Here is a 12,080-nt window from a genome sequence, read left to right on the forward strand (position 1 = left end):
GCTACAGGCGCTGGCCGGGGCGCTGAACGTGCCGATCACCACATTTTTTTGCACCTTCGAGGAGAAGCGCGGCTGCTCCTATGTGAAGGCGGGGACCGGCGTGGTCATCGAGCGGCGCGGCTCCAAGGCCGGGCACCAATATGCGCTGCTCGGCCACGCCCTCGGCGGCAGGGCGGTGGTGGAGCCGTATCTCATCACCCTCTCGACGGATGCCACACCCTATCCGGCGTTTCAGCATGAGGGCACGGAATTTATCTACATGATCAGCGGCGAGGTGATGTATCGCCATGGCGAACAATCCTACCACCTGACGCCGGGCGACGCGCTGCTGTTCGACTCCGCCGCCCCGCATGGGCCGGAGCGGCTGCTGGTGAAGCCGATGCGGTATCTCTCGGTCATCACCTATCCGCGCCAGGAGGGTTGAGGGGGCGGGCTATCCGGCCCCGATCACCAGCCCGGTGGCGAAGACCAGCGCGCCGCCGAGCGCGATCTGCATCGTCGCGCGGATCGGCGAGGTATCCATGAAGCGCCAGCGGATCCAGGAAATCGCGGCGAGTTCCACCGTGACCACGCAGATGGCGACGATCAGCGCCAGATGCAGGTTGCTGATGAGGAAGGGCAGGGTGTGGCCAAGCCCGCCCAGCGTGGTCATGGCGCCGGTGACGAGGCCGCGGATGATCGGCGTGCCGCGCCCGGTGAGCGAGCCGTCATCGGAGAGCGCCTCGGCGAAGCCCATCGAGATGCCGGCGCCGACCGAGGAGGCGAGGCCGACCAGAAAGGCATCCCACGGCCGGCCGGTGGAGATGGCGGCGGCGAAGATCGGGGCCAGGGTGGAGACCGAGCCATCCATCAGCCCGACCAGGCTGGGCTGGATATATTGCAGCACGAACAGCCGGCGGGCATGCTCGTCCTCTTCCTCGCGCACGCCCTCGGGCAGGTTTTTGGCGTTGATCGCCTCCACGCTGTGCTCGTGCTGCACTTCGGCATCGGCGAGGTCGCCGAGCAGCTTGCGGATGGAGACATCCGTGGCGCGGGACGCGGCGGTGCGGTAGAAGCGCTGGGTTTCGGCCTCCATGCCTTCGGCGAGGTCGCGGATCTCGTCGATGCTTGGGCTGGGCAGCTGCCAGACCGGCTTGCGGTTGAGGAAGCCGCGTACGTCCTGACGGCGGACCAGCGGGATGTGCTCGCCAAACTTCTCTTTATAGAGGTCAAGCAGGCGGCGGCGGTGTTCGCCTTCCTCGGCCGCCATGTCCATGAAGCTCTGCGCCGTGGCGGGAAATTGCTCGCGCAGCCGTTCCGCGATGTCGATATAGATGCGCGCATCCTCCTCCTCGGCGCCGATGGCCAGGGCCAGCACTTCACGCTCCGTCAGTTGTGAAAAATCGCGCATGAATATCTCCTGATCTCGCCGGTCATCTGGCCCCGGGCGCGTGAATCGTCAAGGGAATCATGGTGTTATGAGAATAACTCGCAATTTGTTCAACGCCGTGCGCGTTGCTGGTGGGGGGAAAGCCTGCGAATATGCGCGTGGTTGGTTAATGAGGCAGGTGAGGCGGTGACGGAGCAGATGACGGACGGCTTGTGCCCGTGTGGCAGCTTGTTGCGCGCTTCGCGCTGCTGCGCCCAGCCGGCGGGGGCGCTGGCGGGGCAGGAGAGTTTGGCGCTGCTCGACGGCCAGGGCCAGGAGGCAGCCCGGCTGTTCAACGACAGGAAATATGCCGAGGCCGAGGCGCTGGCGCTGAAATTGCTCGATCTGGCACCCAATTTCCGCGCGCCGCTCAGGGTGCTGTATGAAATCCGTAAAGCGCAGCAGCGCGGCGCGGCGGCCGAGGCGCTCGGCGCGCGGCTGGCGGCGCTGCCCGGCCCGGCCCAGGCGCGGGCCGCCGCCAATATGCAGTTCGCGCAGTTTCTGGTGGGGCAGGGGCGGCATGCCGAGGCGCTCGCCCCCGCCACCGAGACGCTGAAAGCCACACCCCGCGACGCCGCGGCGCATCATCTGATGGGCGTGGTGCTGACCGAGACTGGCAATCTGCCGGGGGGTGAACATCATTACCGCCGCGCCCTGAAGCTGCTTGGGCGCGATGACCCGCTGGCGGTGGCCAATCTCGCCTGGAATTTGCGCCAGCAGGGGCGGCTGGCCGAGGCCGCCGCGCTCTACGCGCAGGCCGTGCCGCCGGAGACGGAAAACCGGCGCGGCATTGGCGGTTACGCGCAGGTGGCGTTTGCGCGCGGCAACCGGCAGGCGGCAGTGGCGATGCTGGACGCCGCCCTGGCCCGCTGGCCGGATGACCGCACGCTGCGCCTGCTGCGGGTGATGGCCGACCTCGCCATGGATCAGCCGCAGGCGGCGCTGGAGCGGCTCGGCCCGCCGGAGCAATTACTGCCGCTGGAGGCGTTGGCGCTGGGGCGGGCGATGGCGCAGCTTGGGCGGCTGCAAGAGGCGATGGGCGTGATCGTCGCGGCCCGGCGGGCGCAGCGCGAGCGCAACGGGCTGGCTTATGACGAGGCCGGGCTGCGCGCCCGCGCCGAGGCGTATAAGGCCTATTTCACCGCCGACCGCGTGCAGGCGCTGCCGCGCGCCGGGGCGGGGGCGTTCATGCCGGTGTTCCTGCTCGGCTTCCCGCGCGCGGGCACGGGCTTGCTCGAACAATTGCTGGCCCAGGTGCCGGGCTTCGCGGTGGGGGACGAGGCCGCCCCGGTGGGCGATCTGGTGCAGGAGGTGACGCGCCTGACCGGGGCCGCGTATCCGCAGGCGCTGGATGAATTCATTGCCGGCGGTGGCGTGGAACTGCCGGACCGGTTGCGCGGCTTGTATGAGGAACGCCGCCAGCGGCGCGGTCTGCTGCGTCCGGGCGCGCGCTTCATCACCGACCGCGCGGCCTCGAATGTCTGGCATCTCGGGCTGATCAAACTGCTCTACCCGGAGGCGCCGGTCATCCATGTGCTGCGCCACCCGTATGATCTGATGCTCTCCAACTTGATGCAGGACCGCCGTCTGGAGGGCAACGCCCAGGCCGGCGCCCCGGCCCTGGCGAAATACTACGCGCTGCAGGCGGAGATGATCGCCCATTACCGTGGCCAGCTCACGCTGCGCTACCTGCCGCTGCGCTATGAGGATCTGGTGGCTGATCCGGCGGGCAAGCTGCGCGAGGTGCTGGCGTTTATCGGCGCCGAGGCGGCCCCGCCAGACGAGACGACGCTGCGCGCCAACGCCGCCGCGCTGCCCGACCCGGTGCCGGAGCATCTGGCCACGCGCGCGCCGGTGCATGCGCGCGCGGCCTATCGCTACCGCGATTACGTGGCGCAGATGCCGCATCTGTTCGACGAGTTGCGCGACACATTGGCGCCCTGGCTGGCCACGCTGGGCTATGAGGATGCGGAGATGCGGGCATGAGCGGCGCGGTGGAGCCGGGCAAGCAGGTGGTGCCGCTCTCGGAGGCGCTGGAGAAGCTGGCGCGGCTGGAGCAGGAGAACAAGCTGGCGGAGGCCGATGACCTCGCCAACCGGATGCTCGCGGCCAAGCCGGATCACCCGCATATCCTGCATCTGGCGGGCATTGTCGCCTACCGCAACGGGCGGGTGGAGCAGGCGATCGCGCGCATGGAGCAGGCCGAGGCGCTCGCCCCGGAGATGGCGCTGTATCCGCGCAATATGTGCGAAGTGTATCGCGGGGCCGGGCGGCTGGAGGACGCGCTGCGCGCCGGGCGGCGGGCGGTGGAACTGGCCCCCAATGATTCGCGCGCCTATTTCAACTTGGCGCTGATCCATTACGAGCGGCTGGAACTGGACGAATCGGTGCGCATGGCGGAGCGCGCGATCGAACTCGACCCGGATTATGCCGAGGCGCATTTCGAGCGGGCCGAGGCGCTGCTGCTGGCCGGGCGCATGCGGGAAGGCTGGGAGAGCTATGAATGGCGCTTCAAGCTCAAGCAGGCCGAGGGGATGCTGCCCAAGACCGATAAGCCGCAATGGGACGGGCAGCCATTGCCGCCGGGCAAGCTGTTGATCATCGGCGATCAGGGGTTTGGCGATTGCATCCAGTTCGGGCGGCTGATCCCGTGGGCGGCGCTGCTCGCGCCGCAGCCGGTGCTGGCCTGCTCGGGCGAGTTGGTGCCGATCCTGCGGCAGATTCCGGGGGCGGGCAAAATCGTCACGCGCTGGGAGGATACGGGTGATTACGACGCCTATATCCCGCTCTCCGGCCTGCCGCGCCTGGCCGGGATCGACACCGGCAACGTGCCGCCATCGGGCTATCTCAGTCCCGCCCCGGCGCTGGTGCGTGAATGGGCGGGGAAGCTCGACCGGCTGACGCCGAAGGGCAAGCAGCGCATCGCCTTGGTCTGGGCCGGGCGGCCAACGCACAAGAACGACAAGAAGCGCACCCTGAAACTGGGGCAATTCGCACCGCTCTTCGCGCGCGAGGATCTCGCCATCATCACCGTGCAGAAGGGTGATTCGATCGCCCAGGTCGGAGGGTATTATGGTTGCGCGCCGCTGGTGAATCTGGGGCCGGAAATTGGCGATTTCCTTGATACCATGGCGATTTTGCAGAGCGTGGACCGGCTGGTGACGATCGACACCTCGGTCGCGCATATCGCCGGTGCGAGCAATGTGCCCACCTCGCTGGTGCTGCCTTATGCGCCGGATTGGCGCTGGTTGCTGAACCGCGAGGATACGCCCTGGTATCAGTCGGTCAGGATTTTCCGCCAGCAGCGGCCCTATGATTGGGGCGGCGTGGTCGAGCGCGTCGCCGCCGGGTTGTAGCGGAGGCATAAAAAAAACCGCCCCCATTGCTGGCGGCGGTTTTTGCCTTGGCCGGACCAGCCGGCCAAGAACAGACGGAGCTTAGAGCTCGGAAGCGATCGAGTTGAAGGTCGAGGACACGTTGGTGCCGAGGGTGGTGACGGCGGCGATGATGACCACCGCGATGAGCGCCGCGATCAGCGCGTACTCGATGGCGGTCACGGCGCGGCGGTCAGCGCCAAATTTCTGCAGGGAAGCGCGAAGCACGGTGAGCATCATTGGTCTCCTGTTGATGAACGCAGATTAAGTTTGCGTACTTATTGTGTCCTATCATTAGTGACTTAAGTCAACGACTTAATGCAAGCCCCTAATTGCCGGCGGGATCTTGGGTTGTTTCCACGAAGCTAAAATAACGTATTGTTATGAATGGCTATTTTTAGCTTGTTCGCGGCATGTCCGAAACATGGCCGTATGTAAACTTTTGGTGAATGTGAAGCCGGGCAGCAGGAACCGGGCGGCGGCGCCTTGGGGAAGTTGGAGGTCCGGGCGGGAATCGAACCCACATTCGCGGATTTGCAGTCCGCTGCATCACCACTCTGCCACCGGACCTCGGGGCTTGCTGCGCCCTTATCCACGCGGGCGGGGGGCGGGTCAAGCGCCCCGATGCGGGTTTACGCTGTCCTGGCGCAGTTGAGTTGTGGCGGGCCGCCCCGCTATATAGCGCGCAGATAGCGAACAGAAGGCTAGCATGGCGGATCAGATTTCTCAGAATATTGCCCGCGACCATATGGCGGACAGCCAAGTCCGCCCCAACCATGTGCACGACATGCGTGTGATCGAGGCGATGCGCGCCCTGCCGCGCGAGGCTTTCGCCCCGCCGGGCAGCTTCGCTTATGCCGACGCCGATATTCCGCTCGGCCAGGGGCGGTATTTGGCAAATCCGTCGCTGACCGCGCGGCTGGCGCAGGCGGTGCTGGAGGCGAACCCCGCGCATGTGTTGGTGGTTGGCGCCGGGGCGGGGTATCTCGCCGCGGTCCTCGATGCTGCTGGTGTGGCTGTGGTGGCGCTTGAAGATGACGCCCGGCTGAATACGGGCGCGCTCGCGCAATATGGGCGCAACGTGCAAGCTGCTGCCGGGCCGCTGCCGGCGGGCTGGCCAGCGGGCGGGCCTTATGACGCGATTGTCATCGAAGGGGCGGTGCCGGAGATTCCGGGCGCTTACGCGGGGCAGTTGGCGCCGGGTGGGCGGGTCATCGCCGTGTTAGCCGAGGCCGAGGGGCCGGGCGCGGTTGGCCGCGCCGTGGCCGCGCAGGCCGTGGGTAACGGGTTTGCCGAGACCGAATTGTTCGACTGTACGCCGCGCCTACTGCCGCAATTCCGCCGCGCTCCGGCCTTTGCCTTTTGAGCATGCGCCACCGCCGCAGCTCCCATGCCCGCTTGGCCGGGGTGGCGCTGGCCGCCCTGGGCGGGTTTGCCGCGCATCCGGCCTGGGCTAACCCGCCCTCGACCCTGACGGCGGCGCTGGCCGAGGCCTATAACAACAATGCGACGCTGCAGGAGCAGCGCGCGGCTCTGCGCCAAACGGATGAGCAGGTGCCCGCGGCGCTCTCCGGTTGGCGGCCGACGGTGCAGATTTCGTCCTCGATCAGCCGTGTTTCGGGCACGCAGTGGACGCAGCTTACGCCTGATATCAGCAGGTCCACCGCCGAGAGCCGCAACACGCTCACCTCATCCGCCACGGTGGATCAGCCGATTTATCGCGGTGGCAAGACGCTGGCCTCGGTGCGCGAGGCCAAGAACCAAGTTTTCGCGGCGCGGGCGCAGCTGCTGGCCACCGAGCAGAGCGTGTTCACCAACGTGGTCAATGCCTATGTCACGGTGATCACCGATAAGCAGCTTCTGGCCTTGCAGGAGAGCAACGAGCAGGTGCTGCAGCAACAGCTGCAAGACACGCAGACGCAGTTCAATGTCGGTGAGATCACCATGACCTCGGTGGCGCAGGCGCAGGCCTCGCTGGCGCAGGCCAAGGAGCAGGTCGAGGTCGCCAAGGGCAATCTCGAGATCGCGCGGGAGAATTTCCGGCAGTTGGTGGGGGATTATCCGGCCGATGACATGGCCCCGCCGCAGCCGTTGCTGTTGCCGGTGAACAACAAGGACGCGGCCGCCAAGCTCGCCGTGGTCAACAACCCCAGCGTGACCGCCGCCGAATTTACCGACGCGGCGAACAAGGACGCTGTGGATGTCGCCTTCGCGGCGCTGATGCCGCAGGTGGATGTGCAGGCCACGGCCTTCAACCAACAGGGTTCATCGGGCATCGGAGTGAAGACCAGTGGCGGCCAGGTGACGGCGCAGCTCACCGTGCCGCTCTATCAGGGTGGCTCGGAATATGCCGCGATCCGCCAGGCCCGCGCCAAGGAGCAACAGAGTTTCGCCGCGATTCTCGATGCGCAGCGCACCGCCTATGCTCAGGCTACCCAGGCGTGGGAGGCGCTGACCTCCACCCGCGCCGCCATTGTCTCCACCAATGCCGCGATCAAGGCCGACGCCATCGCGCTGGACGGCACCGAGCGTGAGGAGCTGGTGGGCACGCGCACCACGCTCGATGTGTTGAACGCCCAGCAATTGCTGCTCAATGCCCAGGTGCAGCAGGTCCAGAACATTGCTCAGCTGGTCAATAATTCCTACAGCGTGGCCTCGGCCATGGGGCGGCTCACGGCCAAGGATCTCGCCCTGCCGGTGCAGGAATATGACGATCTGAAGTATTACGACGCCGTGCATTACGCGGGCTTTGGCACGGGTGAATCGGCGGATGAGGATGCCGGGATCGCGCCCAATGGCGCCTTGCTGGCGGCGCCCGCGGCGCCGGGTATCACGGATGACGCCACCGGTGCGCCGACTCCATGAACCGGTTGAGATTATGCAATTGCGCGTGAGCGGCGGGGTGAAGTAGTTTCACTTCCGGGGAAATCGCTCTAAAAGGATGAGACAATGAGCGAAGGTAACGGCATTTCCAATAGTTCCGCCCCCGCCAGCGGGGGTGAGCCGTCCATGGAGGAGATCCTGGCTTCGATCCGCCGTATCCTGACGGAGGAAGAGAAGGAGCGCGCCGCCGCCGCGCCGCCGGATGACTCTGACGATGACGTGCTGGTTCTGGATACGCCGCTCGCCACGCCTAATGCCAATGTCTCGACCGGCACGGCCGTGCCGCCGGCTTCGCCCGCCGCGGCGGCAGGGCCGATTTCCACCCCGGTGGGCGCCGAAGCGGCGCTGGACAGCGGCGTGGTGAGCGGCCAGTCTACGGACGAGCAATACGTGCCGGCCACGCTGGTGGAGGGTGCAGCCTTGGACTACTCTAAAGTTCAGCCCGCGAAGGAAAATAATATGGATGATCAGGTTCAGTCTCCCGAAGGACTGGTGAGTGATACCGCCGCCCAGGAAATCGCCAGCAAGGTTGGCTCGCTGGTGCGCAGCGTGAGCGCCGAGCGCGCGGTCGGCATTGGCCGTCCGGGTGTGACGATCGAGGATCTGGTGCGCGAGGAGGTCAAGCCCGTGCTGAAATCCTGGCTGGACACGCATCTGCCGAGCCTCGTTGAGCGCGTGGTGCGGGCCGAGATCGGCCGCTTGATGGACCGCATGTAATTTGTAATCCGCGCCACCCCGCCCGGCCTGGGTGGGGTGGCGCCTGTTTTCGCGTGCGCCGCCCGCATGGCGCCGGAGTATACCTTGACGACACTGGAAAAGACCTTCGAGCCGGCCTCGGTTGAGGCGCGGCTCTATCGTGGTTGGGAAGAGTCCGGCGCCTTCGCCGCTCACCCGCAATCCGCCGCCGCCCCCTACACCATCATGATCCCGCCGCCGAACGTGACGGGCAGCTTGCATGTGGGCCACGCGCTCACCATGACATTGCAGGATATCTTCGTCCGCTTCCGCCGGATGCAGGGGCGCGATGTGCTGTGGCAGCCGGGCACCGACCATGCGGGCATCGCCACGCAGATGGTGGTGGAGCGGCTGCTGGATAAGGAAGGCGTGTCGCGCAAGCAGCTCGGGCGCGAGACATTTCTCTCCCGCGTGTGGCAGTGGAAGGCCGAATCGGGCGGCGCCATCACCGCGCAGCTCCGCCGCCTCGGCGCCTCGCCGGATTGGGCGCGCGAGCGCTTCACCATGGATGACGGGCTCTCCGCTGCGGTGCGGGAGGTGTTCTGCGCCTTGTTCGATCAGGGGCTGATCTACCAGGACAAGCGGCTGGTAAACTGGGACACGGTGCTGGGCACGGCGATTTCCGACCTTGAGGTGGAGGCCCGCGAGACCAAGGGCAGCATGTGGTATATCCGCTATCCGGTAGAGGGGGGCGAGGAGATCATCGTCGCCACCACGCGCCCGGAGACGATGCTGGCCGATACCGCCGTGGCCGTGCACCCCGAGAACGAGAAGTTCAAGCACCTGATCGGGCAACATGTGATCCTGCCGCTGACCGAGCGGCGCATCCCGATCGTGGCCGACGAGTATGCCGACCCGGAAAAGGGTACCGGCGCGGTGAAGATCACCCCGGCGCATGATTTCAACGATTTCGAGGTCGGCAAGCGTCACGGCCTGCCGATGCCCTCGATGCTCGACAAGCAAGGCAAGGTGACATTGGCCGAGCTCGGCGAGCTGCCGGCGTTTTGCGCGGGCCTGGAGGGGCTGGACCGGTTCGAGGCGCGCAAACGCATTGTCGCCGAGCTGGAAGCCCGCGAATTGCTGGTCGAAGTGAAGCCGCACGCGCATACCGTGCCGCATGGCGACCGCTCGGGCTCGGTGATCGAGCCGCTGTTGACCACGCAATGGTATTGCAACGCCTGGGTGCTGGCGCAGCCGGCCATCGAGGCGGTGGAGAGCGGGCGCATCAAATTCGTGCCGCAGCAATGGGAGAACACGTTCTTCGCCTGGATGCGCGACATCCAGCCCTGGTGCATCTCGCGCCAGCTCTGGTGGGGGCACCGCATCCCGGCCTGGTATGACGAGCAGGGCAATGTCTATGTCGCCCGCAATGCCGAGGAAGCCCAGGCAAAGGCCGGGGCGGGGGTGAAGCTGAGCCAGGACGAGGACGTGCTGGACACCTGGTTCTCCTCGGCGCTGTGGCCGTTCTCCACCCTCGGCTGGCCCGAGCAGACGCCGGAACTCGCCAAATATTACCCGACCGACGTGCTGGTCACCGGCTTCGACATCATCTTCTTCTGGGTCGCCCGCATGATCATGATGGGCATGCACTTCATGGGCGATGTGCCGTTCCGCACCGTGTATATCCACGGGCTGGTGCGCGACGAGAAGGGGCAGAAAATGTCCAAGTCCAAGGGCAATGTCCTGGATCCGCTGACCCTGATCGACGCCTATGGCGCGGATGCGCTGCGCTACTCGGTGGCGGCGGCCGCCGGGCAGGGGCGCGATGTGAAGCTTGGGCAGAAGATCGTCGAGACCAATCGCGGCTTCATCACCAAGATCTGGAACGCCGCGCGCTTCCTGGAGATGAACGGGGTGAAGCCGAACCCGGATTTCCGCCCCGAGAACGCGAAGCTGCCGCTCTGCCGCTGGATTCTGAGCGCGGCGAACGAGGCGATCACCGCCGCGACCTCGGCGCTGGAGGCGTTCCGCCCAAACGACTACGCGAGCGCCTGCTACCGGTTCGCCTGGGGCGATCTGTGCGACTGGTTCATCGAGTTCGCCAAGCCGGGCTTCGCTTCGGAGGATGCGGCGGAGATCCGCGACACGGCGGCGCATGTGCTGGGCATTCTGCTGCGGCTGATGCACCCGCTGGTGCCGTTTGTGACCGAGGAGCTGTGGGGGTATTTCGGCTATGGCCCGCAGGGCTCGCTGATCTCGGCCCCCTGGCCCGAGGCGCAGGCGGTGAGCGATGCCGATGCGGCGGCGGCGGAGGTGAACTGGGTGATCGGGCTGATCTCCGAGATCCGCACCGTGCGCTCGGAGATGAACGTGCCGCCGTCACTGAAATCCCCGGTATTGTTGCAGGACGCCGCGCCCGCGACCCTGGCCCGCGCGCAAGCGTGGTTCGAGGCGATCTCGCGCATGGCCCGCGCCTCGGAGATCGGGCCGCTCGCCGGCCCGGCGCCCAATAACGCGGCCCAGGCCGTGCTGGGCGAAGCGACGATCATTCTGCCGCTGGAAGGGCTGATCGACCTTGACGCCGAGCGCAAGCGCCTGAGCGCCGCGCTGGCCAAGGCGCAGGCGGAGCTGGCCAAGGTGAGCGCCAAGCTCGCCAATGCCGATTTCGTCTCCCGCGCGCCCGAGGCGGTGCTGGAGGAACACCGTGAGCGGCAGGACAGTTTCACCGGCGAGGTGAACCGGCTGGAGGCGGCGCTGCGCCGTATTTCCTGAGCTGACGACCCCGCAGCCAAAAGGAGAGCATATGCGCGTACGTGAGATCGAGCCTGGTGATAAGGCGCAATGGGCGGTGCTGTGGCAGGGGTATCTGGAGTTCTACCAGGTGCCCGATCTGGCGGCGGAGATCACCGAAACGACCTGGGGCCGTTTCTTCGACCCCAACGAGCCGGTGCATGCGCTGGTGGCCGAGGAGGATGGCGTGCTGCTCGGGCTGGTGCATTACATTTTCCATCGCAACACCTGGTGCCTGGAGAATGTGTGCTACCTTGAGGATTTGTTCACCGCTTCGCCGGCGCGCGGGCAGGGCGTGGGGCGGGCGCTGATCGAGGCGGTGTATGCCAAGGCGCGGGAGAAGAAGGCCTCGCGCGTGTATTGGCTGACGCATGAGACCAACAAGACCGCGCAGGCGCTGTATGACCGGATCGCGGATAAGACCGGATTCATCCAGTACCGCAAAAATCTCTGACCGGCGGGTATGAATAACCTGGCCATTCTGGCCCTGCTCGCCCTGGCCGCCACGCTGGAGGTGGGGGGCGACGCGCTGGCCCGCATTGCGCTGCATTCGCAGGCGGTGCCGTTGGTGCGGCTGGGGTTGTTTGGCGCGGCAGCGCTGGTGCTGTTCATCTACGGTGTGAGCGTAAACCTGCCGCCTTGGGATTTCGGGCGGCTGCTCGGGGTTTATGTGTCGCTGTTCTTCGTGGTGGCGCAGCTGATCAATCTGCTGGCCTTTGGCGTCCGGCCCGGCTTGCCAGTGCTGGCGGGCGGCGCGCTGATTGTCGCGGGTGGGATGTTGATGACGTTCTGGCGCGCCTGAGCGCGACACTCGTGTGAAATTAAATTGAACCCGGCTCGACCGGCCCTTGCCCATGTATAAATGCGGCACCGGCGGGGCTGCGCATGGCCTCCCGTTGCCAGGAGGAGGTCAAGACATGGGCTTATTCGACGGAATTTCCAATCTGATC

The 12,080-nt window shown here is 66.2% G+C and carries 11 protein-coding genes and 1 tRNA gene; 9 read left to right on the forward strand and 3 right to left on the reverse strand.

All coding sequences use genetic code 11. The features are described 5' to 3' along the window. Nucleotides 1–424, forward strand: a 424-nt coding sequence (locus LI953_RS14480; RefSeq protein WP_227076807.1) for a cupin domain-containing protein, incomplete at its 5' end; no start/stop codon positions are given. A 9-nt stretch (nucleotides 425–433) separates the two neighbouring features. Here LI953_RS14480 and mbfA read toward each other — a convergent pair. Beyond that, nucleotides 434–1,390, reverse strand: a complete 957-nt coding sequence (gene mbfA / locus LI953_RS14485; protein WP_227076808.1) for an iron exporter MbfA — start codon at nucleotides 1,388–1,390, stop codon at nucleotides 434–436. 177 nt (nucleotides 1,391–1,567) lie between these two features. On the opposite strand from mbfA, the gene LI953_RS14490 reads away from it, so the two are divergent. Next, a complete protein-coding gene (locus LI953_RS14490) occupies nucleotides 1,568–3,394 on the forward strand; it encodes a sulfotransferase (RefSeq protein WP_227076809.1) in 1,827 nt (608 codons plus the stop codon). Next, nucleotides 3,391–4,764: a tetratricopeptide repeat protein gene (locus LI953_RS14495; RefSeq protein WP_227076810.1), complete on the forward strand. Its 1,374-nt coding sequence runs from the start codon at nucleotides 3,391–3,393 to the stop codon at nucleotides 4,762–4,764. Before LI953_RS14490 ends, LI953_RS14495 begins: the two co-directional genes overlap by 4 nt. Before the next feature lie 81 nt (nucleotides 4,765–4,845). Here the strand turns inward: LI953_RS14495 and LI953_RS14500 are convergent, their stop codons facing one another. After that, nucleotides 4,846–5,019, reverse strand: coding sequence for a Flp family type IVb pilin (locus LI953_RS14500; protein ID WP_255643194.1), 174 nt, complete (start codon nucleotides 5,017–5,019; stop codon nucleotides 4,846–4,848). Nucleotides 5,020–5,278: 259 nt separating this feature from the next. Then, nucleotides 5,279–5,352, reverse strand: a tRNA-Cys gene (locus LI953_RS14505). Between the two features lie 139 nt (nucleotides 5,353–5,491). Between LI953_RS14505 and LI953_RS14510 the strand changes: the two genes are divergently transcribed. The 6 genes from LI953_RS14510 to LI953_RS14535 all read left to right on the forward strand — a co-directional run bounded on the left by LI953_RS14510 (nucleotide 5,492) and on the right by LI953_RS14535 (nucleotide 11,932). Next, nucleotides 5,492–6,148, forward strand: a complete 657-nt coding sequence (locus LI953_RS14510) for a protein-L-isoaspartate O-methyltransferase (RefSeq protein ID WP_227076812.1) — start codon at nucleotides 5,492–5,494, stop codon at nucleotides 6,146–6,148. 2 nt (nucleotides 6,149–6,150) lie between these two features. After that, a complete protein-coding gene (locus tag LI953_RS14515; RefSeq protein ID WP_227076813.1) occupies nucleotides 6,151–7,647 on the forward strand; it encodes a TolC family outer membrane protein in 1,497 nt (498 codons plus the stop codon). An 84-nt stretch (nucleotides 7,648–7,731) separates the two neighbouring features. Beyond that, nucleotides 7,732–8,382, forward strand: a complete 651-nt coding sequence (locus LI953_RS14520) for a DUF2497 domain-containing protein (RefSeq protein ID WP_227076814.1) — start codon at nucleotides 7,732–7,734, stop codon at nucleotides 8,380–8,382. 66 nt (nucleotides 8,383–8,448) lie between these two features. Next, nucleotides 8,449–11,112, forward strand: coding sequence for a valine--tRNA ligase (locus tag LI953_RS14525; protein ID WP_370635815.1), 2,664 nt, complete (start codon nucleotides 8,449–8,451; stop codon nucleotides 11,110–11,112). Nucleotides 11,113–11,143: 31 nt separating this feature from the next. Then, nucleotides 11,144–11,584 carry a GNAT family N-acetyltransferase gene (locus tag LI953_RS14530; protein WP_227076815.1) on the forward strand — a complete coding sequence of 147 codons (441 nt, stop codon included), beginning with the start codon at nucleotides 11,144–11,146 and terminating at the stop codon, nucleotides 11,582–11,584. Nucleotides 11,585–11,593: 9 nt separating this feature from the next. Then, nucleotides 11,594–11,932, forward strand: a complete 339-nt coding sequence (locus LI953_RS14535) for a hypothetical protein (protein ID WP_227076816.1) — start codon at nucleotides 11,594–11,596, stop codon at nucleotides 11,930–11,932. Nucleotides 11,933–12,080 lie beyond the last annotated feature (148 nt).

Source organism: Acidocella sp. KAb 2-4 (genome assembly GCF_020567705.1).
Classification (GTDB): Bacteria; Pseudomonadota; Alphaproteobacteria; order Acetobacterales; family Acetobacteraceae; genus Acidocella.